This is a genomic window from Chloroherpetonaceae bacterium (assembly GCA_033763895.1).
In the GTDB taxonomy this organism is placed as follows: domain Bacteria; phylum Bacteroidota; class Chlorobiia; order Chlorobiales; family Thermochlorobacteraceae; genus JANRJQ01.
Genome location: JANRJQ010000007.1, coordinates 1 through 20,428 on the forward strand (window position 1 = coordinate 1; position 20,428 = coordinate 20,428).

21 protein-coding genes are annotated in these 20,428 nt (G+C 38.8%); 1 reads left to right on the forward strand and 20 read right to left on the reverse strand.

Translation table 11 applies throughout. The features are described 5' to 3' along the window. Window positions 1-434: 434 nt before the first annotated feature. From SFU91_05035 to SFU91_05115, 17 genes are all read right to left on the reverse strand, one after another. On the reverse strand, window positions 435-794 hold the full coding sequence (locus tag SFU91_05035) for a hypothetical protein (GenBank protein MDX2128383.1): 360 nt from the start codon (window positions 792-794) through the stop codon (window positions 435-437). After that, window positions 794-1,942, reverse strand: coding sequence for an RHS repeat-associated core domain-containing protein (locus SFU91_05040; protein MDX2128384.1), 1,149 nt, complete (start codon window positions 1,940-1,942; stop codon window positions 794-796). Before SFU91_05040 ends, SFU91_05035 begins: the two co-directional genes overlap by 1 nt. A gap of 320 nt (window positions 1,943-2,262) precedes the next feature. Further along, window positions 2,263-2,427: a hypothetical protein gene (locus tag SFU91_05045; GenBank protein MDX2128385.1), complete on the reverse strand. Its 165-nt coding sequence runs from the start codon at window positions 2,425-2,427 to the stop codon at window positions 2,263-2,265. Window positions 2,428-2,429: 2 nt separating this feature from the next. Next, window positions 2,430-2,888 (reverse strand): PIN domain protein, encoded by a 459-nt coding sequence (locus tag SFU91_05050; GenBank protein MDX2128386.1) that lies wholly within the window; start codon window positions 2,886-2,888, stop codon window positions 2,430-2,432. Between the two features lie 225 nt (window positions 2,889-3,113). After that, window positions 3,114-3,656 carry a hypothetical protein gene (locus SFU91_05055; protein MDX2128387.1) on the reverse strand — a complete coding sequence of 181 codons (543 nt, stop codon included), beginning with the start codon at window positions 3,654-3,656 and terminating at the stop codon, window positions 3,114-3,116. A gap of 16 nt (window positions 3,657-3,672) precedes the next feature. Beyond that, entirely contained in the window at window positions 3,673-4,860 is a 1,188-nt protein-coding gene (locus SFU91_05060) for an RHS repeat-associated core domain-containing protein (GenBank protein ID MDX2128388.1), read from the reverse strand. A 53-nt stretch (window positions 4,861-4,913) separates the two neighbouring features. Then, the gene (locus tag SFU91_05065) at window positions 4,914-6,449 is read right to left on the reverse strand and encodes an NADH-quinone oxidoreductase subunit N (GenBank protein MDX2128389.1); all 1,536 of its coding nucleotides are present in this window, start codon (window positions 6,447-6,449) and stop codon (window positions 4,914-4,916) included. A 38-nt stretch (window positions 6,450-6,487) separates the two neighbouring features. After that, entirely contained in the window at window positions 6,488-8,104 is a 1,617-nt protein-coding gene (locus SFU91_05070) for an NADH-quinone oxidoreductase subunit M (GenBank protein ID MDX2128390.1), read from the reverse strand. A gap of 49 nt (window positions 8,105-8,153) precedes the next feature. Further along, on the reverse strand, window positions 8,154-10,184 hold the full coding sequence (gene nuoL, locus SFU91_05075) for an NADH-quinone oxidoreductase subunit L (GenBank protein MDX2128391.1): 2,031 nt from the start codon (window positions 10,182-10,184) through the stop codon (window positions 8,154-8,156). A 43-nt stretch (window positions 10,185-10,227) separates the two neighbouring features. Then, complete coding sequence (gene nuoK / locus SFU91_05080) at window positions 10,228-10,539, reverse strand: NADH-quinone oxidoreductase subunit NuoK (GenBank protein MDX2128392.1); 312 nt, start codon at window positions 10,537-10,539, stop codon at window positions 10,228-10,230. Between the two features lie 25 nt (window positions 10,540-10,564). After that, window positions 10,565-11,092, reverse strand: coding sequence for an NADH-quinone oxidoreductase subunit J (locus SFU91_05085; GenBank protein MDX2128393.1), 528 nt, complete (start codon window positions 11,090-11,092; stop codon window positions 10,565-10,567). A gap of 63 nt (window positions 11,093-11,155) precedes the next feature. After that, the gene (locus SFU91_05090; GenBank protein ID MDX2128394.1) at window positions 11,156-12,166 is read right to left on the reverse strand and encodes an NADH-quinone oxidoreductase subunit I; all 1,011 of its coding nucleotides are present in this window, start codon (window positions 12,164-12,166) and stop codon (window positions 11,156-11,158) included. Between the two features lie 71 nt (window positions 12,167-12,237). Continuing rightward, window positions 12,238-13,362: an NADH-quinone oxidoreductase subunit NuoH gene (gene nuoH / locus SFU91_05095; protein ID MDX2128395.1), complete on the reverse strand. Its 1,125-nt coding sequence runs from the start codon at window positions 13,360-13,362 to the stop codon at window positions 12,238-12,240. A gap of 30 nt (window positions 13,363-13,392) precedes the next feature. Then, window positions 13,393-14,598 (reverse strand): NADH-quinone oxidoreductase subunit D, encoded by a 1,206-nt coding sequence (locus tag SFU91_05100; protein MDX2128396.1) that lies wholly within the window; start codon window positions 14,596-14,598, stop codon window positions 13,393-13,395. A 77-nt stretch (window positions 14,599-14,675) separates the two neighbouring features. Beyond that, a complete protein-coding gene (locus tag SFU91_05105; protein ID MDX2128397.1) occupies window positions 14,676-15,179 on the reverse strand; it encodes an NADH-quinone oxidoreductase subunit C in 504 nt (167 codons plus the stop codon). Window positions 15,180-15,194: 15 nt separating this feature from the next. Next, a complete protein-coding gene (gene nuoB / locus SFU91_05110; GenBank protein ID MDX2128398.1) occupies window positions 15,195-15,806 on the reverse strand; it encodes an NADH-quinone oxidoreductase subunit NuoB in 612 nt (203 codons plus the stop codon). Between the two features lie 20 nt (window positions 15,807-15,826). Continuing rightward, window positions 15,827-16,288, reverse strand: coding sequence for an NADH-quinone oxidoreductase subunit A (locus SFU91_05115; protein MDX2128399.1), 462 nt, complete (start codon window positions 16,286-16,288; stop codon window positions 15,827-15,829). 267 nt (window positions 16,289-16,555) lie between these two features. Between SFU91_05115 and ruvX the strand changes: the two genes are divergently transcribed. Further along, window positions 16,556-16,975, forward strand: coding sequence for a Holliday junction resolvase RuvX (ruvX, locus tag SFU91_05120; protein ID MDX2128400.1), 420 nt, complete (start codon window positions 16,556-16,558; stop codon window positions 16,973-16,975). Between the two features lie 55 nt (window positions 16,976-17,030). On the opposite strand, the gene SFU91_05125 is transcribed toward ruvX, so the two are convergent. From SFU91_05125 to SFU91_05135, 3 genes are read right to left on the reverse strand one after another with little or no spacing between them, the layout of a single operon-like run. After that, window positions 17,031-17,729 carry a cytochrome c oxidase subunit 3 family protein gene (locus tag SFU91_05125; protein ID MDX2128401.1) on the reverse strand — a complete coding sequence of 233 codons (699 nt, stop codon included), beginning with the start codon at window positions 17,727-17,729 and terminating at the stop codon, window positions 17,031-17,033. A 47-nt stretch (window positions 17,730-17,776) separates the two neighbouring features. Beyond that, window positions 17,777-18,670, reverse strand: coding sequence for a hypothetical protein (locus SFU91_05130; protein MDX2128402.1), 894 nt, complete (start codon window positions 18,668-18,670; stop codon window positions 17,777-17,779). Between the two features lie 48 nt (window positions 18,671-18,718). Continuing rightward, the gene (locus tag SFU91_05135; protein MDX2128403.1) at window positions 18,719-20,422 is read right to left on the reverse strand and encodes a diguanylate cyclase; all 1,704 of its coding nucleotides are present in this window, start codon (window positions 20,420-20,422) and stop codon (window positions 18,719-18,721) included. Window positions 20,423-20,428 lie beyond the last annotated feature (6 nt).

A 20,428-nucleotide genomic window follows, 5' to 3' on the forward strand; every position in this document is an offset into this window, starting at 1 on the left:
TGGTCTCATAAAATCTTCTTGTGCCGACTGTTTTCAAGTAAGGTCGCTTTCTCAAGATAGACTTGTAAAACGGTTAGGGGTAATTAATTCTAATGAATTAAATTCGATAAAAACTGCCTTAAAAATTGTTTTCGATTTATAGAGTAATGTCTTTTTTTTATACTCCCAATAAATATTACTTTCTTTGTAAAACGATTTCCCCCAACCGTGAACGCTTTTTCTATTCTCGCGCCTTCGGCATTATAAAAATAATCGAGGAAATTTCCATTCGAAAATTGAATTCTTGTGGGCAGATTTCGCCAATCGTATTGAATGCTGGTTATGCATTTTACTTTATCACTTGTTAAATTTCCGGTGAAATTTTATACACTTATTAGAAACTTGATATCTTTCAATAGGCAGTAAAATTCAAATATAATAAAACAAGGATGTTTTCAGCTTATTAAATTACTATTTTTCAATTCAATTATTATTTTAGCTTGCTTTGTAATTTCAATCCAATTTATATCAAATAAAATAGATTCATCTGAAATGAGCGGTTTATAATTTGAAATCATTTCATCTAATTTCTTCATTTGCAAACAGAATTCGTTTTCTTTGTGATTTCTTTCGTAATAATCAATGTATTTTTTGAAATCAAAATCGTCATATAATATAGAAATAATTTCTGAAAATGAAGAAACATAATCCAAACTCTTTCCAAGCCACGCTTTTCTTTGCATATCTAAATCAGATACATCTTTGATTGCATTGAATAAATTTATCTCCCAAATATTGATGTCTTCTTGTGTCATTATTTTTTAAACTTAAATTCTTCTTTTGGAATATGCGCCTCTTTTGATTTAGGATTAACCTCTTTACCATTTACATCAACAGTTTTTCCATTTTCAGTTTGTTTTACATAAGGTTTTTGTTGTGCAGGATTTGGGCTTGCTGGATTTCCACTTTGAACCCTAACGTTATTTCCACTTGGATTTTGCGGGTCCTTAAAAACAGTACCCTGTTTGTTACTGGCAGTTTTTGATGTCCATTCTTTTGGTATCTGTTTAGTAACACTTCCACTTGCATCTCCTGATGGCCCGATTTGCTTCATTTCTTTGGCAGTTTCTTTAACACTACCGTTTAACCCACCAAGTAGTTTTCCTGCTACACCTACAGCTGCCCCAACAGTTGCATCTTGTACTACATCAGAAACAGTTGTTTCTTCACCTTGAATTCCACGGTTTAATGCACCACCCAACGCATTTGCTCCACCAGCAACACTTACAGTTACAAGCAAACTTGCACCACCAGTTAATCCAGCTGCACCTCCAGTAATTGCACCTTGTACAACGCTTCCAGTTACAGAACTCCAGTTAGAAACCTCACCATCTGTAATCAACTGTCTTGTAATTTCAATACCCCCACCAAACAGAGCCCCAGCAACAGCACCAATTGCTCCCGTTACTAATGTTGGGCTCTTCCCACTCGGATCCTTAAACTTGTAAGGATTATTATACCCATAATGATATGGGCTAAAGGAACTTAATCCTTCGGATTCTGCGAGCGGGTCAATTTGCCAGAAAAGGGCAGAGAAATCGTCGAATTCCCTTGAGTCTAAATGAACCGTGCCCGTTTCATCGTCATGCTCTTTATCGAGGAACTTGAAGCGGCCATCGCCGGCGGTTTGGGCGGTTTCGCGGATTGCGCCGTAGGCAAAGTAATCCGTCCGCTCCGTTACCGCACCATTTTGGTTTATTACAACCCGATTGCTTTGGAAATTATCTTTAAGCTCATAATACCGAATATTCGCAACCCTATCTAAATACCCAAACTCGTGATAATAATACTTCGGAAGCGTTTGATTGCTATCGTAAACGGCAATGAGGTTTTTATTAATTCCATACTCATACTCCGTTCTTGTGGTATTTCCCCCAACCGTGAACGCTTTTTCTATTCTCACGCCCTCGGCATTATAAAAGTAATCAAGGGTTGTGTTATTTGAAAACTGAATTCTTATGGGGAGATTTCGCCAATCGTATTCGATGCTGGTTATGCCTTTGGCGTTATCGCGGGTGAGGTTGCCGTTACCGTCGTAAGCGTAGTTGTTGGAAAGTTGTCCGATTCGTACGCCTTCGTTGCTGTTGCTGCCTGTGGCGGCATCGGTAATGTGAGTGAGTTGGTTTCGGCCGCTCGCGTAGCAGTAAGTGAATTATTTAATTAAAATTATTCACAAAATTTGAGAATATTGGAAATAAATGACTCGAATTAAGTACATTAAAATTAGGTATTAATTTTCTTTGGATTCAATGATTTATCCTCTTCAATTTTTTTCCGAATATATTCTTTTAACTCAATAAATGACATCGTTTCAGTTTCATATCCAATTTGATCACGTATTTTTCTCATCATTGAGACTGCATCGAATGTTTTGTTCACTATTTCCATTTCTAATAATTGATTAAATCTTTTGGACTTCTAATTTCAATAAGTGAGTATCCCAATTTAAGGTTTACGGCATTATAGCCTTTGATTCTATTAAGGTTAACGATATGCTTAAAGTTCCAACTCGCCAGAACATCGACTTTACTATAAGTTGCCAATGCAATATGTCTGCAATCCTCAATGCTCGTTTTACCCACTACCTTTTCTTCAATATACTTATCAGCTAAGTAAAATACTTCTTCATTTAGTTCAATCCTCTCAAAAAATTCTTTCGGGTATTTTGGAAGCAATTCCTTTACAAATGAAGGTGCTTGAAGCAGTTCAACTTCTAAAAGGTCAGAGATAACAAAAATGACTTCACCTGCTTCAAGTCGCTGAAATAAAAAGCGGGTATCTTCTTTAAATTCTTCATCAAAAAAGCCGCCAACAACAGAAGTATCGATGTAAATGCGTTGTTTGTGCATCGTGCACCTTAATTTTAACGAAAGTTAATATTCAATTTCAAGTTAAAAAAAAACAGATATTATTCTTTTAGCTCAGATACCCAACTTCATTGTAATAAAAAGTCGCGGAAGTTGCAAGGTTTTCGTTAATGGTGATGAGATTAACTTAAAAAAATTGGCTTATTACTTTTTTTTCATTCTAACCTAAAAACTTTTTCAAAAAATGATCTGAATTCAATATTTTGATTATTTTAAGGATTTTTTATAAACATTCCACCCAAAATCATTAATTACTTTAACTTCTCCAGTAGTTAGTAAATATACATTTACTTCTTCTATTGGATTATTTCTTTCTCTATTATTTATAATTCTTCTAACTTTTAAATTTAATGTGTCTATAGATTTATTATAACAACCTGCTACTTTATTATTTCCGTTATCAGAAAAATATTCAATCTCCCAATTTACATAATACTTTAAATCGCCTTTTTCTATTTTATAATTTAACACTAGACAATATACACCTTCAACACTTTTAGTTTTATTTTCACTATTCTTTTCATATGTTTTGTTCTCTAAAAACGAATCATAAAATTTAATAATTACAGAATCATAAAAAATAATATTGAAATCATTAAATTTCCTTATTAATATACCTTTACTCAAAGATTCAGTTGAGCTATTGCTTGTTGAGGCAAATGGGGTTTTTCTTATTTTCAAATCGCAAGACTCAATACTTAGAAAAGCAAGTAAAGAAATGAAAATAAACTTTTTATTGATGATTGACACCTTAGAACATATAATGTTATTCCTCATTTTTCATCTTTTTTGAAAGATTTATTCTTTTTGGATCTACATCTAATCTTGGAATTAAATTACTTTTATAATGATCTAGCACCCTTTGTAAAAGGTCTATTTCGTTTCCATTAGAATCTAATAATTTAGAATTTATAGATCCATTCATCAACCTTAGAAAAATCATATTTGGAGATAAGGTATTTATCATTGCTCCTATCGGACCTCCAATGAATCCTGTTAAAAAACCTGCAAGACTTTGATTACCCATATATACACCAGCATTATCCAATGCCCTTTGAACAGCGTGTGCACAATTTGCTGTCGTGGTATTATAGTTTTTTCCCGCTTCTTCCATAAAACCAGCAATTGCTTTTTCATCTTGCTCTTTAGTCATTGGAATTAATAAACCTCGTTCATATAGTGTACCTCCATTACTGTCTTTATTAAATTCACTTGCAAAAAACTCCTCTGGACTGTTAAACGGTCCATCTCCTATATTTGGTTTTATACTATTTTCACCTGAGTATCCTAAATTATCATTAGTCCCATTTTTTGAATAATAACGCCATTTCCCATCCTTACTTTGTATTAATATTCCAATATGGCCAAAGTTTCCTGCACCTTGAAAATCAACTAAAACGACAGAAGAATCACCTGTTTTATCAATGTACTTTAATGGATTTACCTTTCCGTAAATGTAGGGGCTTAAATTAGGGTACTTACTTTCAAATCTATCCGGCCGATTAAACACGCCTTCAAAATTGAATAACTCTCTTGCGTTGGTATGGGTTGAGCCGGTTTCATTATCCAATTCTAATCCTAAAAACTTCCACCGACCATCGCCGCTTTTAATCCAGCTTTGCCGCGGGGCGCCGTAGGCGAAGTAGTCATTGATTTCGGCAAAGGTTATGCCGGCGGAGTCGGAAAAGGTCGCGCGGTTGTTGCCCAATTGGTCTTTCAAGTAATAGAACCGAACACTATCCGCTCTTCTCAAATACCCAACTTCATTGTAATAAAAAGTCGGGGAAGTTGCAAGGTTTTCGTAAACAGCAATGAGATTTCCGCCCGCGCCATACTCATACTCCGTCCGTGTTGTATTTCCTCCAACCGTGAACGCTTTTTCTATTCTCGCGCCTTCGGCGTTATAAAAATAATCAAGAAGATTTCCATCAGACGGTTTAAAAGCTTTTGGCATAAAAAAAAGGCACCCGAAAGTGCCTGTAATGTCCGTCGCAAAAACAAGATTGCTTAATTCAACAGCCCTAAAATAGATACCGAGTATTTCGCTAAATTTGATAATGGGGCAAAGTAAACTCCCATAACAAAAATCATAATCATCAAAAATGAAACCAATGCATTTTGCAGTATTCCAAATTCAATTGGCGATTGATTTCCACTCTCCGATTCTTTGAGATACATATTCAGCGGAATCTTGAAGTAATAATAAAGAGAAACCACACTCGTTAAAATCCCCGCGGTTGCAAGCAACACAAAAGTTGACCCTTTGGAAAGCAAAGCCGAGAAAATCATATATTTTCCAATAAACCCTACGGTTGGTGGTAAACCTGTAAGAGATATTAAAAACACGGTTAATGCCGCTGCAAGTATCGGCATGCGCTTTCCAAGCCCTTTATAATCGTTAATATCGTCACTACCAATTTTATTTGAGATAAGAATAATCACAAAAAATGCCCCGATATTCATCACAGTATATGCCGTGAGGTAAAATAGAACAGCTTGTGTGCCTAAATCATCCGCGACCAAAACACCAAGTAAAATATATCCTGCATGCGCAATTGAAGAATACGCAAGAATACGCTTGACATTTGTTTGCCAAACCGCCACAAAATTACCAAGGATCATAGAAGTCAGTGCTAAAAGCGAAAGCAAGCCAACCCAATCAAGACCAATTTCATTTGCACCGGAAGGGAACGAAACCCTGAGAAACCGAATCAACATCGCGAAACCTGCCGCTTTTGAGCCAACGGAAAGAAACGCAGTAACCGGAGTCGGTGCACCTTCATAAACATCCGGTGACCAAAAATGAAACGGTACTGCGCCGATCTTGTATCCAAATCCACCCATAATCAATAAGAGCGAAAGCAGCAACGCAACCGAATCCACATCATGAATTCTTAGAAAATCAGAAATCGCATAGATGTTGGTTACGCCAGTTAGTCCGTAAAGAATTGAAATCCCATAAATCATCAGCCCCGAGGATACAGACCCATAAATGATATATTTCAGCGAGGCTTCCGACGAACGAATATTGCCTTTCAAATAGCCCGTAAGCACATACGACGAAAGGCTTACAAGTTCAAGCGAGAGATACATCATAAGCATATCTGAAGCCGAAGCCATTAAAAACATCCCCAAAACCATTGCAACCACAATCGCATAATATTCCCCTAAACTGCGTGTTGCAGATTTGGTTAATTCCTCGGATGAAAGTGAGATTAAAATGGCTAAAATGCCCGAAAAGAGAAAAAGATATTTGAAGAAAAGTGCAAAAGGATCAACAGCATGCATTCCTAAAAAATAATTCCCAAATTCAAGAGAATGTTGCTGAAAAACGAAATAGCCCGTCACAAAAAAACCAACAATTGCAACCGCGGGAATCACCTTTCTTCGGCCGCTTTTCAAAACCAAATCCAACAATACGATGATTAAAAAAAGTCCTGAAAGGCAGAGTTCCGGCGAAAAAGCAGAAACACTGAGCTTAAGTGCCTCAACCGTTTGCGGAATATCCACAGGAGCAGTCGCTAAAAAAAGTCCGTTTTTCATTGAATCAGAATCTATTTAATGTGTTCAAAACTGAAAATTTAGAAACCGGCAACTGATTGGGTAACTGATAAAACCTGAACCAATTGATTAAGACCCGGCATCATTAAGTCAAGAATTAAGGAAGGATAAACCCCCAAGAGAATCACAAAAAGGCAAAGCGGGGCAAGCATGACGAGTTCACGGGTATCCAAATCAATCGGCCCTTTCCAATCATGAAAATGCGCGTGACCGTGACCGTGCCCGTCGTCAGTAACATCATAAGCCGCACCTTCTTTTCGTGTTCCAAAAAAGATGCGTTTCATTGCCCAAAGCAAATAAGCCGCACTGAGAAGAATTCCAAGCGTTGAAATCGTGGCTAAAAGTCGGGTATTTTCTGCAGAAAAACTTCCCAAGAAAACAAACGCTTCAGCTACGAATCCGGAAAGACCGGGTAACCCAAGCGACGCAAAAAAGGCAATCATCACAAAACCTGTATATTTCGGCATGTAAGATGCAAGTCCGCCAAACTTCTCGATTTCTCTGGTATGGGCACGGTCGTAAATAACCCCAACAAGCAAAAAGAGCATTGAAGTGATTATCCCGTGCGAAAACATTTGCATTACCGCGCCCGACATTCCCTCCGCATTTACTGCTGCAATTCCCAAAAGCACATAACCCATATGAGAGACCGAAGAATACGCGATCATTTTCTTCAAATCTTTCTGAGCGATTGCACAAAACGCGCCGTAAACGATGTTAATTGCACCAAAAGCAGCAATCCACCAAGTCCAATTTTGAAAAATATCTGGGAAAATTGGAAAATTCACCCTTAAAAGTCCATATCCACCTAATTTTAATAGAACACCGGCAAGAATAACTGAAATCGGCGTAGGCGCTTCAACGTGGGCATCAGGAAGCCAAGTATGAAATGGAAACATTGGGATTTTAATTGCAAATCCAATAAAAAGCGCAAAGAAACCAATCAATCGCCAAGTGGTATTGACACCAGCAAAAATTGAATCAGGAAGGAAATTGGCCGGATTGGTCATCACAACCATATTAAAAGTATTTTTTCCGGTTTCGGGGTCAATGACACTCATGTATAAACCAATTCCGGCAAGAAGCATAAATACTGAGCCAAAAAAAGTGTAAATAAAGAATTTAATCGAAGCATATTCGCGATTTACGCCCCCCCAAATTCCAATTAAGAAATACATTGGCACCAGCATCAACTCCCAAAACACATAAAAAAGGAAGAAATCAAGCGCAACAAAACTGCCCATCATCGCGGTATTCAGAACATTGAATAGGATAAAATACCCTTTCACTGATTTTTCAATCGTCCAACTTGAAATCACCGCAATAAACGAAACAACGGCGGAAAGTATCACCATCGTAACCGAAAGTCCGTCAACACCTAAGAAATAATCCGCATAAAATCCGTAATTTCCGAATTCCAAGGAAATCCAATGCCACTTTTCAACCAATTGAAATTTCGTAGCATCATTAATACCGGTTAATGAGGGATCAAACATTTTCCAAATAATAACAGCCAAAACAATCTGAATTCCAGAGGCAATTAAGGATAGAATTCGTATAAATTCTTTTTGTTTCGATGGAATTAAAAGAATAATTGCCGCGGCAATCAACGGTACAAATGTAATGAGACTAAGCATACTTGATTTATTTTCTATCTGATTTCAATTTTGAAGCAAATCGCTCCGATTAACTTCTAAAAAAGATGACAAAGCAACCCACAACAGCAAGTAAAAGCAACCCAACATAGGCTTGAATTCGACCTGTTTGAAGTTTGCGAAGCAAAATTCCAAAAACCTGAACCATTGCACCCACAAAACTCACAAGCCCATCCACAAAAATTCGATCAAATGCACCGTTAAAATTGGAAAATGACCGTCCAACATTCATAAGCCCATAAACAAACCCCCCATCCATAACCGTCTCGTTAAACCAAGTCATCATTTTGCTAAGCAACCGAAAAGGCGTTTCAAGGGCGTTGATTTTTTTCATATAAACCATAAATGCAATCAATAGCCCAATTAAAGCAAAAGAAATTGAAATGATAACGGCTGTTCCGTGTGCGTGATGCGCCGCTTCTTCCAATTCGGATTGACGAGCAATAAACGCGGTATTTGAAGTTAGTCCTTCAGTTTCCGGAACAACGCGGACAGCAGTTTCAGGGGTTTTGATTAGAGATAAAAACCAACCATTATCGCCGGAGAGCGGATTGGGAGAAAAAACAAACCAAAAAGAGAGAAAGGCAAGTATGACCAAGGGAATTGTCATCACTAATCCAGATTCATGAATTCCGTGATGTGCTTCCCCTTCATGCCCGTGATGATGATCCACGGCTGATACCGGTTTTTCAGAAGCCCTGTTTTCGCCAAAGAAGACCATAAACCACTGTCGCCCCATATAAAAGGGTGTGAGAAGCGCAGCCGCAAATCCAAGAATCGGAACAATGAGAAATGCCCCTCCTTCAACATGAGCAAAACCAAGTGCACCGGCCAAAATGGCATCTTTACTTAAAAATCCGGTAAAAAGCGGCAGTCCAGAAAGGGCAAACAAGCAGATTGTGAATGTGATAAAAGTTACCGGCATTTTAGAACGCAAACCGCCCATATAGCGCATGTCCTGTTCATGATGCGACGCGTGAATCACCGAACCGGAGCCCAAAAAGAGACCCGCCTTAAAAAACGCATGCGTAACCAAATGAAAAAATGCAGGCGCAACAGATCCAACTCCCATACCCATTACCATATAGCCAAGTTGAGAAAGGGTCGAATAGGCCAAAACACGTTTAATGTCATTTTGGTTAATGGCAATGGTTGCAGCGAAAAATGCCGTAACCGCGCCAATGACTGCAATAAATTGAAGGGCATCCGGGGTAAGAAACGCAAAAATCCGCGCAACAAAATAAACCCCAGCCGCAACCATTGTCGCAGCATGAATCAATGCTGAAACCGGTGTCGGACCTTCCATTGCATCCGGAAGCCAAGTATGAAGTGGAAATTGCGCCGATTTTCCAACACAGCCCATAAAAAGTAAAAGTCCGGCCGCAGTGAGCCAACCATAAGAGAGCGACCACTTTCCTTCGGCCAACGCCTGAGTAATTTCTGAATAGCTAAAAGTATAGAATTGAGAATAGAGGATTAAAATTCCTAACCACATCCCGATATCACCCACGCGATTGAGCATAAAAGCCTTTTTCTGCGCTTGAGCGGCAGATTCCTTTTCAAAATAAAATCCAATGAGAAGATATGATGATACCCCAACAAGCTCCCAAAAGATGTAAATCGCAAAGAGATTATCAACCAATACAATCCCTAACATTGAAAAGGTAAATAGCCCGAGATACCCAAAAAATCGCTCATATCTTACCTCTCCAGCCATATAGCCAATCGAAAAGAGGTGAACCAAAAAGCTGATTCCCGAAACCACTAAGAGCATTATAGCCGTGATGTTATCAATCAAAATTCCCATTTTGATTACCAACGGGCCAATAGGAGTTTGACCAAAACGAACCCAAGTAAACTCCCATTTTTGAAAATAGGATGAATTAAATTCGCTCAAAACAGACATCGCGATGAACGCGGAAATCGCAAGTGTAACACCTAAAAAGGCTGTAGCAAGAAAATCACCTTTTCGGGGAAGATGTTTCCCAAAAAAGATTTGGATAACAAATGAGATTAAAGGAAGTAAAAGTACGATAATGGCGTATGGTATGAGACTATCCATTGTTAGGATTAAGTTAAAGTCTTATCTAAAGTTAAATTTTGAATTATTCGCGCATCGTATCAATTTCGCTTAAGTCCACAGTCTTGAATGTTGCGTAAATGTTTAAGACAATAGCCAAAGCAATAGCTGCTTCTGCAGCTGCCAAAACAATCACAAACACACTGAACACCACGCCATTCATTGTTCCTGTGTACTTAGAAAACGCAATAAGATTGAGATTTGCGGCATTCAGAATTAACTCTACACCCATTAACACCACAACGGCGTTCTTACGGGTCATAATTCCGAACAAACCAAGCGAAAAAAGTATCGCAGAAAGCGTTAGGTAATGATTTAAACCGATTTCAGGTAACATTGAATCTCCTTTGAATTAATTTGACTTAGTTTGCCTTTTCAGGTAGTTCTTTATGTGAAGCTCTTGCAATGTAGGCCGCTCCCAAAAGAGCGACGAGCAAAACAATCGAGACAATTTCAAACGGAAGGATGTAGTTGGTCATAAATTGGTATCCTAATGGCTCAACCACTGTGCCGGAAAGCAGAGTCGATGATTCTACCCATTTGACGCGGAAGAAAAATGTGTATAAAATAACGCCCAAAACAGAAAACATGACGATAAGACCGGGCACAAAATTGAAAACATCGGTTTTTAATTGGTCTTGGGTAATTTTATTGGTGAGCATCACACCAAAAAGAAGGAGAACTAATATACCGCCAACATAAACCACCACTTGTGTCACAGCAATAAAATCCGCACTGAGAAAAACGTACATCGCAGCAACGCCAAAAAGCGTGAATAAGAGTGAAAAGGCGGAATAGATAATATTCCTCGAGAAAACCACCAAACTGGCAGAAATCACAATGATGGCGAAGAAGAGGTAAAAAATTGCTTGATAAGTAAAGTTTTGCATGATCGTCAGTTATTCCTGAAAGATTTTCAAATTGAATATTTCCGATTATTCGGGCTTTGGAGTTTAATCTTCATTTTCAGCAGCTTTTTTTGCAGCAAGTTTTGCGGCCATCATCGGCGATATTTTTTTTGCCGGTGCGGCTTCTCCACCATCGCTTGGTTTGGATTCGCTCGTTGGTGCTGCTTCAGACTTTGGAGTGTCACCTGATTCAGTAGCTTTTTTCGCAGCAAGTTTCGCGGCCATCATTGGTGAAAGTTTCTTTTCAGGAGCCGCATTTCCTTGAGAATCCGTAGCATTTGAAGTTGATGCAGAACCTTCTACAGGATCGGTGGCTTTTTTAGCGGCTGCCATTTTAGCAGCCATCATTGGCGGAAGTTTCTTAGCCGTCGATTCTGCAACAGGAGCCTCTTGAGTGGCTGCTTCAGAGGAAATCGGAGAATCCGACGACTTTGAAACGGGAGCAGCCTTCGGAGTTACCGCCGGCTTTGCTGGAGCAGCAGCTTTTTTTGCCGCTTGTTCAGCATCATAGGCAGTTAATTTGGCTTTTTTTGCTTCAGCCAATTCATTGGTCATTGTTCCGAAGTGGTAAATAAAATTACTTCGGTCATATTCAGAGAAATCATGAACAGGGGTCATTGTTAAGCACTCGGTCGGGCAAGGATAGGTACAAAGACCACAGTACATACACTTTGCCATATCAATATCAAAAACAGGCAACCACAGTTTCTTTTTTGTTCCATCTGAACAAAGCCCGAGTTCCTCAATATCATCAGGTGTAGCCTTAAAAGAATCAATTGTAATGCATTGAACCGGGCAAGCACGGGCACACTGATTACAAGCTATACAGTCATCTCCGTCATTATGAAGCCGATACCTTGCAAATGATGGTGTAGGAATGGTTTCACTCGGATATTGGAGAGAAACAAGCCCACTTTGTTGAGCAAAGTAGTTATCTTCAGAAATACCCGCTTCTCCTTTTCGATTCGTGGCATTTGCGAAATGCTTAAGGGTAATTCCTAAACCTCCAATTACAGATGTTACGCCTCGAGAGAGGGTTTCAAAGTATCTGCTCATAAAAGTTGATTAAAAGTTATTGAGTAATAAATTTCTAAAATGAACTTTTCCGATTCTGTTTTTAATTGCTTTTATCCTCTGACATAAAGTTCCCAAACCGCTGTACCGATAAAGGCAAGGAACCCGAAAGGAACCAAAACACGCCAACAGAGATACATTAATTGATCAACACGAAAACGAGGTAATGTCCATCGAACCCACATCATCACAAAAATCCAGAAAAAAGCCTTAAAAATAATCCAAAAAACGCCCCATATCGGGCCATTTGTTAATGCATTAAGTTCAAGCCCAGCAATATTCGGGAGTGGTGAATTCCATCCACCCAAAAAGAGCACGCAAATCGTTACACTTGTCATAAACATGCTTGCATACTCTGCCAAAAAAATCATCGCAAATTTCATTCCGCCATATTCCGTGAAGTATCCTGAAACCAATTCAGATTCTGCTTCAGGGATGTCGAATGGTGCACGGTTACACTCTGCAAGTGACGCAATAAAAAGTATAATCATTGCAACCCAAGCGAAAGGCGATTGAAATATGGCAAAGTGAACGATTCCCAATGGACCAGATTGAGAAGTTGTAATGCCTTGCATTGAGAGCGTTCCCGCCATCATCACGCCGCATAAAATGGCTATTGCTGCAGGAATTTCATAACTCACAACTTGTGCCACACTTCGTACAGCGCCGAATAGCGACCATTTGTTATTTGAACCCCACCCGCATGCCAATATTCCAACCACCTCAACAGAAACAATCGAAACCGCATAAAAAACACCTACATTCAAATCTGCTGCAATGAACTCACTGCTAAAAGGGAGAACCGCATAAGCAGAAAAAGCCCCAACAAAAACGACCAAAGGTCCCAAGACAAATAAAGTCCTATCGGCCGCTGTTGGCAGAATATCTTCCTTTTGAATCAACTTTAAAATATCGGCGATTGTTTGTAACAATCCCCACTTACCGGTTTCATTCGGTCCAATCCGGTCTTGCATAAAAGCTGACACTTTTCTCTCTCCATAAACCCCGGCGTAGAGTGCATAAACGGCAATAAAAACGAGAGGTATTGCCGGTATGGCGATAAGCCCAAGAAAACTTAAGGAAACACCGGAAATTTCTAAATTTTCCAAAGCCTTAACCCAAGTATTTTGGGTGTTTGCGAGTGCTGGCGCGCTATCTAAAATGTAAAGTGAATTCATCGGTATTTGTAAAAATTACAGTCTATTTGGTTAGCGATCGATATCTCCTAAAACAATATCAACACTGCCTAAAATGGCAACCACATCCGAAATCAAATTTCCTTGTGCAAGTTCAGGGAAAACAGAAAGATTAGTAAAACTGGCGGCACGCGCTTTGCATCGGTAAGGTTTTGTATTCTTACCATCAGAAACAATATAATATCCCATTTCACCGCGAGGATTTTCCGCTCGAGCATACACTTCGCCTTCAGGTGGTTTCACACGCTTTGGAACTGCGGCTTGCGGATCAAAAACCGGAACTTCGGGCATTTTATCCAAGCATTGTTCAATAATGTTCACACTTTCATGTAATTCCTTGCAACGAACCAAATGACGTGAGTAACAATCACCAATGATTCCATCCGTCTCTTTTGGATTAGGGGTAATAATTTTGAAATCAAGTTCTGGATAAACGGAATAAGGATCATTTTTTCTTAAATCCCATTCTACCCCAGAACCGCGAAGCATTGGACCGGAACAGCCATAATTAATCGCTACATTCGCCGGTAGATTACCGATATTTTGAGTTCTTTTGATGAAAAGTTCATTTTCAGTAAGAAGTGAATAAAGTTCATTGATCTGTGGACGATAATACTTGACAAATTCACCAACACGCTCTTTAAATTTTTTCGGAAAATCGTGGGAAACACCGCCAACCCAAATGTAATTGTAAAGCATTCTTGCCCCGCAAAGCCATTCAAGAAGGTTTAGGATGTGCTCCCGGTCTCTCATTGCATGTAGAAACGGAGTAAATGCACCAATATCAAGACCGTAGGTTGTAATACCAATAATGTGAGATGCAATTCGATTTAATTCCCCAACAATGACTCTCATAAATTCCACTCGGCGTGGCACTTCAATATTCAAGAGCTTTTCAACCCCTAAACATAAAGCCCATTCATTATTCATAGCTGCTAAATAGTCCATTCGATCGGTATAGGGAAGAATCTGGGGGTAATCAAGGGCTTCAGCGTGCTTTTCAAAACAGCGATGTAAGTATCCCATATGAGGTGTGGCTCTTACGACCACTTCCCCGTCAGTTACAAGTTCAATTCTCAGAACACCGTGAGTTGAAGGATGCTGAGGACCCATATTGAGAGTCATCAGGTCTGTATCAATTTCTTTTTCAAGTGTATAATTATTCAGTCCGGTTTGAGTTAAACGAACTGCGGCGTTGCCATTGAGGACTTCTGCCATAAATGCTCTTCAAATTTAATGATTCAAACAATAAGCCAAACTGCAATACAAATGGATAACTACAATTCCATCACCAATCAAAATGGAACTTTGATTCCGTGATACGTTTCTTGTGTTTTATAATCTTTTCTGAGAGGATGACCTTCCCAATCATCCGGGCAAAGAATTCTGCGAAGGTCGGGGTGAGCAGTATATTCGATTCCTAACAAATCAAAAGCTTCTCTCTCATGCCATTCAGCCGTTTTCCAAATTTCAGCAACGGAAGGAATTTTCGGGTTATCGTAAGGTACAATAACCTTGACGGTAATTTTGTGATAATGAATTCCTAACGATTGAAAATTATAAATCGAAGAAAGTTGTGATTCCTTCGCACCCAAATCTACTCCTGTAATGCAGGAGAGATAGTTGAATTGTAATCGAGAGTCTTCACGCATGAAGTAGGCAATGGCTTGCCAAGCGTCAACATCTTTGACAACAAAGAAAGGCATTGTCGGATTCATGTTGAGAGCAGAAATCGCACCTGAAAACTCTTTATCAATAATCGCGTGAATTTCCGCCGGTGATAATAAGGTTTGTGACATTGAATGTACATTGGTTTATGTTGCAGAAGGTTCAGCGACGGGTTGTTTCGATATTTTCGTTTTTTTCATTCCTTCTAAATAATCTTGAATTACGACTTCAGCCTTATCTGATTTCGCATTTAATCGCTTTTTCAAGTCAATGCGAGACTCACCAAATTTTTCTTCCCTTACCAACTCTTGAATCTTCATCAATCCACCGATCAAAGCTTCAGGACGCGGAGGACATCCCGGAACATAAACATCAACAGGAACGATTCGATCAACGCCTTTAACGACATGATAACCGTGTTCCCAATATGGTCCACCACAATTGGCGCAACTTCCCATTGATATGACATATCTGGGTTCCGGCATTTGCTCGTATAGTCGGCGAATTCGATCTGCCATTTTGAATGTAACTGTACCCGCAACAATCATCACATCACTTTGTCTTGGTGAAGTTCTTGGAAAAATTCCGAACCTTTCCAAGTCATAATTCGAAGCATTGGTGGCCATCATTTCAATGGCGCAACAAGCCAACCCAAATCCCATCGGCCAAAGAGATGATAAGCGAGCCCAATTTAAAAGGTCTTCGGCTTTACTGATGATTACGCCACCTTTTTCAAATTTTTGATCTAAAAGACTCATCGTACGATACTTGTTAATGTTTAAGAAACAGTTTCTTCTTTTGCAGAAGATGTTTGATACTTTGAAGGCTTTTCAAACACTTTAGTTGGCATCTTAACTTCATTGGGATTTGGCACAACCCAATCTAAATCACCCTTAACCCAAGCATAGGCAAGACCTACTCCGAGAATAACTAAAAAAACAAGTGCTTCAATCAAGGCAAAAGTTCCTAATTCCTTGAATACAGTTGCCCAAGGAAACAAGAAAATGGTTTCTACATCAAAAATGATAAAGATGAGTGCAATAACATAAAAGCGAATGTTGAACTGAATCCAAGCGTTTCCTTTTGGTTCCTCGCCACATTCGTAAGTTGTGAGCTTTTCAGGGTTGGGACGGTGTGGGCGAATAAATCTTGAGGTAATAAAGCCTAAGGCGACAAATACCACACCAAAAGCTAAGAAGAGAAATACTTTACCAAATTCAGACACCGCTAATTCAGGCATTGTAAATGTAGTTTATCACTGCAAAATAATAGATTTTGCAGATGTTGGTTATACAACTGAAACTGATTAATCTTGGAACTGCTAAGACTGGAAGACGCGAAGATAAAAGAAAAATTGAAATAATAACCAAAAATTCTAAAATCTGGCGAGCGCCTTTAGTACAACTGTATTATATAACCCACAAGCCATTAAAAAAATTCATAACAATAACATTTTTTTTACCAAACATGATAAATTCAGGTTAGCTTTCTATTTCAAAATTCTAAAATGAAGAAACGAATCATCGCGATAGACTATGGTACCAAGCGAATAGGGCTTGCAACTACAGACCTTCTCGGTCTATTTGCCACACCAGTAGGGACTTTTAATGAAAATGATCTTTGGAAAGAATTAGATAAACTCAATCAAGATGGTGGGATTGATTTAATTTTACTTGGCTACCCATTTAATGGGGATGGAACAAAAAATAAAGTTACCATTCTCGTCGAAAAATTTGAATCGAGATTGTCAGAACATTGTGTAGGGCTGCCAGTGAGAAGAATCCCGGAACATAGTTCAACCAAAGAAGCCAACGAATTTCTTATTCAAATGGGATATTCCCCTGAAAAAAGAAAGAAAGAATCGGGAAAACTGGATCAAACCGTCGCCGCTTTGATGCTTCAGAGATATCTCAACTATGGGAAATAAAAAAAAAGCCCGGAATCCGGGCTTTCAAACACTGAATTAAAAATTCATAAACTTCTTATCCAATCAAGTAAAGCAAAGGAAACAAGTAAATCCAAATTAAATCAACGAGATGCCAATAAAGACCGGCCAATTCAACCGGTGTATAATATTCACTCGAGAATTCTCCTCTTAAAAGCCGAATCAAAATCCACGATATCACGCCAATTCCGGCAAGCACATGAATCCCGTGAATACCAGTCATTGCAAAGTATATACTGAAAAAAATGTGAGGATTAGAGCCAACAATTGGGCCATCGCTTCCGTCATAATTGAAGAAATGACCGGGCAGCATTCCCACATGAATTTTATGAGAATATTCAAAATACTTAATCACCAAGAAAACAAATGCACAGGCAAGTGTAACGCCCAAAAGAATTGCTGCTTGCTTTTTGTCATTCAATTGAATACTTCGGATAGCAAGAGCAATCGTAACTGAACTTGAAATGAGAACAATGGTATTAATCGCACCCATCTTCCAATCAAGCATAGTGTGTGCACTCTTAAACATCTCTGGGTGGGTAGAATTGTAAACTGCATAAGCACAGAAAAGCCCACCAAAAAGTAAGACTTCTGTTAACAAAAACAACCACATCCCCATTTTAGCCGCATCGAACTGCTGCTCTGTATCGGTAAAGTGATGTTGTAAATTTTTTGGATGTGAATGATGTGCTTCTTTATCCGTGTTGACTAAAATGCCGCTTGCGACTTCGCTCATACTTCTTTTTTACTGATTTGTTAAGACTTACCGTTCTTTAATTGAACTTAGTCAGTTGTAATGATAAGAAACTTTGACTTTTCCCAAAAACGTGTTGGGTTCTTAATTTTCAATGTGCTTGTTTTATCTGCGGCTTCTATGATTTCGTAAGAAGCGGTTTCGTGATTGGTAAGTACCTTAACATCTTCCTTAGCTGCAGACACCTTCAGTTCGGTAAATGATAAAATATCGATTCTCGTAAAATGGGTGACATCAAAATCAGATCCTGTGACGGTTGCTCTCCCGATTCCTAAAAACCCGCCTTGCTTCTTAATCACACCTTTTTCTTTCAATTGCTCTTCGGTTGAAACGATATAATAACCCTTTCTTAATTCACTCTCTTGTTGCTGAATCACCGATTCCTTCTCAGTAACTTTAACCGTAAGGTTTTTTACTTCAACATTGAGTCGTTCAACTTCTGTTTTAAGTTGGGTAATTTCCTGTTCCTTTTGGACAATTGTGGATTGGAGGTTTGATACAAGCACTTCAAGCCCTTCCATTTTGGACTTGTAATCATTCATTTTTTTGCGATACTCGTTCATTTTACTTTGGAGTTGTGCCATTTTCTTTCGGTTCTCCAAGATGTAATTATCAATATCGGTAAGTCCATCAATGATATTTTGCTTTAATTCGGTTGAACTGTTTTTGGGAGTAGATTCAATATCTGTCGTGGCTTTTGATACGGTTTGTTGCTTTTGCCGAATTGCACTCAAAGTTCCTTGTATATCATTCATTGCCGCAGTGATTTCTTCTACATACTTATTTTTTTGCTCGATTTCAGACTGCAATTCAGTTTTGTCTTTTTCGAGTTGTGTCACTTTTTGCTCCAACTCCTTTGTGCATCCCGAGAAGGTAATGCCTAAAAAAAGGATAAACCCGATTTTGGTAAATTTGATTTTCATGAGAATAAAATTAATGGTTAATAAAATTCAAAAACCGGCAGGAACACTTTAAGTCACGACAAGATTACGACCCTTATCTTTTGCCACATAGAGATTTTCATCGGCTTTGCCAATCAATTTTTCATAATTATCAATATCATCCGATTGAGCGATGCCAATACTAATTGTTAATGTGAGATTCGGGTGAATGCTCTTCCAATCGTAGGTTTCAACGGATTGTCTAATTTTTTCGCAGACAATATACGCATTTTCTTTAATGGTTTCAGGCATCACGAGTACAAACTCCTCACCGCCATATCTTGCAACGACATCCGAAATACGTGAATTCTTTTTGAATATTTGTGCAACTTCACGAAGCACACGATCTCCAACTTGATGCGAAAATCGATCATTTACTTTTTTAAAGTAATCGATATCAGCCATTGCTACCGAAAGGGGTCGATCATATCGTTTTGCACGCTCAAATTCAATTGAGAGGTATTTGTCAAGATAGCGGCGATTGTATAGACTTGTGAGGGAATCTTCTTTCGATTGCTTTTCAAGTGCTTCTGATTGTTCACGGACTTGCTTTAGAAGTAATGTTTTTTGCTGATCTGAATCTTTTAGCCGGCGCATTGTTTCTTGCAACATCGCATTCGCTTGGACCAATTCAATGTTTTTTAAACGATAAATCTCTGCTTCCTTTTGGGATCGTTCGGTTTCAAGTTGAACAAAATGGGTTTTCATTTTCCGATCCGATTCGCGACTAAAAATCTCTTCGTTGACTTTATGATACTGTTTGAAGTGCATCAGTGCAGAAGCAATGTTGTTCTCGAATTCATAACATTGAGAAAGTGCAAGATGTGCTTCAGCAATCCATTCCTTGGCTTTCATTTCAACCGCAATGGACATCCCTAAATGAATTTCACTAAATGCTTCGTCAATACTCTTTTTAGACAAGAGCAACCTACCATAACGAATAAGGGTCGCTGCTTCATTGAACCGATTTCGCACAAGGCGGGCATAAACCAAACTTTGGGAATAACACTGCTCTGCCTTTTCAACATCCCCACCAATTTGGTATAACTCCCCAAGATTAGAAAGGGTGATTCCCATCCCCCTTTGATCGTTTACACTTTGCAGGATTTCGAAACTTCTGAGATAGTAATCAATGGCTTTTTCGTCTTCTCCAAGCTTTTGATATGCTGTTCCAATGAGGTTCAAGGTAAAGGCTTTGCTCTTCTCGTGTCCTAATTCCTGCTTGATTTTCAGACTTTGAAAATAAAATTCAAGCGCTTTGTGATAATCGCCCAAAGCCTGATGTACCGAGCCGATGTCATTAATTGAATAGGCAAGACCTAAACGATCTTTTTGTTCTTCTTTTAACTTGATGCTTTTGGTAAAATAATCAAGAGCAAACGCATAATCGCCCAACCGGAAATAGCAATTGCCAATCCAATTGAGCACATGAGATTTATAATAATTATCTTGGAGGGATTCAAAATGCGGCACAAGTTCTAAAAGACGGGATAAGGCACTATTGTAATTTCCAATGAGATAGTAACAAGCACTTTCAAGAAACGAGGCCAATGCGGAAAGTCTTTCATCTTTTAAACCTGTTGCGATTTCAGAGGCCTCTTTGGCCAAATCCAAAGAATACTCCGCACTCTCTTCTTTCAGTTCCCACCCCAGTTGGAACAACGTCATAGCCCTTTCCTCAGGTGTTGAGGAATCTTTAAGGCGTGATTCTAAATTAGAGACCTTTGTTTTCATTCCGTA

Excerpts from the sequence above, each read along its gene's own strand:
- SFU91_05060 (MDX2128388.1), bottom strand. The coding sequence starts at position 4,860 with ATGCCAAAAGCTTTTAAACCGTCTGATGGAAATCTTCTTGATTATTTT.
- ruvX (MDX2128400.1), top strand. The coding sequence starts at position 16,556 with ATGAAGAAACGAATCATCGCGATAGACTATGGTACCAAGCGAATAGGG.
- nuoL (MDX2128391.1), bottom strand. The coding sequence starts at position 10,184 with ATGGATAGTCTCATACCATACGCCATTATCGTACTTTTACTTCCTTTA.
- SFU91_05035 (MDX2128383.1), bottom strand. The coding sequence starts at position 794 with ATGACACAAGAAGACATCAATATTTGGGAGATAAATTTATTCAATGCA.
- SFU91_05105 (MDX2128397.1), bottom strand. The coding sequence starts at position 15,179 with ATGTCACAAACCTTATTATCACCGGCGGAAATTCACGCGATTATTGAT.
- SFU91_05115 (MDX2128399.1), bottom strand. The coding sequence starts at position 16,288 with ATGCCTGAATTAGCGGTGTCTGAATTTGGTAAAGTATTTCTCTTCTTA.
- SFU91_05125 (MDX2128401.1), bottom strand. The coding sequence starts at position 17,729 with ATGAGCGAAGTCGCAAGCGGCATTTTAGTCAACACGGATAAAGAAGCA.
- nuoH (MDX2128395.1), bottom strand. The coding sequence starts at position 13,362 with ATGAATTCACTTTACATTTTAGATAGCGCGCCAGCACTCGCAAACACC.
- SFU91_05085 (MDX2128393.1), bottom strand. The coding sequence starts at position 11,092 with ATGCAAAACTTTACTTATCAAGCAATTTTTTACCTCTTCTTCGCCATC.
- SFU91_05135 (MDX2128403.1), bottom strand. The coding sequence starts at position 20,422 with ATGAAAACAAAGGTCTCTAATTTAGAATCACGCCTTAAAGATTCCTCA.
- SFU91_05045 (MDX2128385.1), bottom strand. The coding sequence starts at position 2,427 with ATGGAAATAGTGAACAAAACATTCGATGCAGTCTCAATGATGAGAAAA.
- nuoK (MDX2128392.1), bottom strand. The coding sequence starts at position 10,539 with ATGTTACCTGAAATCGGTTTAAATCATTACCTAACGCTTTCTGCGATA.
- SFU91_05130 (MDX2128402.1), bottom strand. The coding sequence starts at position 18,670 with ATGAAAATCAAATTTACCAAAATCGGGTTTATCCTTTTTTTAGGCATT.
- SFU91_05050 (MDX2128386.1), bottom strand. The coding sequence starts at position 2,888 with ATGCACAAACAACGCATTTACATCGATACTTCTGTTGTTGGCGGCTTT.
- SFU91_05090 (MDX2128394.1), bottom strand. The coding sequence starts at position 12,166 with ATGAGCAGATACTTTGAAACCCTCTCTCGAGGCGTAACATCTGTAATT.
- SFU91_05065 (MDX2128389.1), bottom strand. The coding sequence starts at position 6,449 with ATGAAAAACGGACTTTTTTTAGCGACTGCTCCTGTGGATATTCCGCAA.
- SFU91_05100 (MDX2128396.1), bottom strand. The coding sequence starts at position 14,598 with ATGGCAGAAGTCCTCAATGGCAACGCCGCAGTTCGTTTAACTCAAACC.
- SFU91_05070 (MDX2128390.1), bottom strand. The coding sequence starts at position 8,104 with ATGCTTAGTCTCATTACATTTGTACCGTTGATTGCCGCGGCAATTATT.
- nuoB (MDX2128398.1), bottom strand. The coding sequence starts at position 15,806 with ATGAGTCTTTTAGATCAAAAATTTGAAAAAGGTGGCGTAATCATCAGT.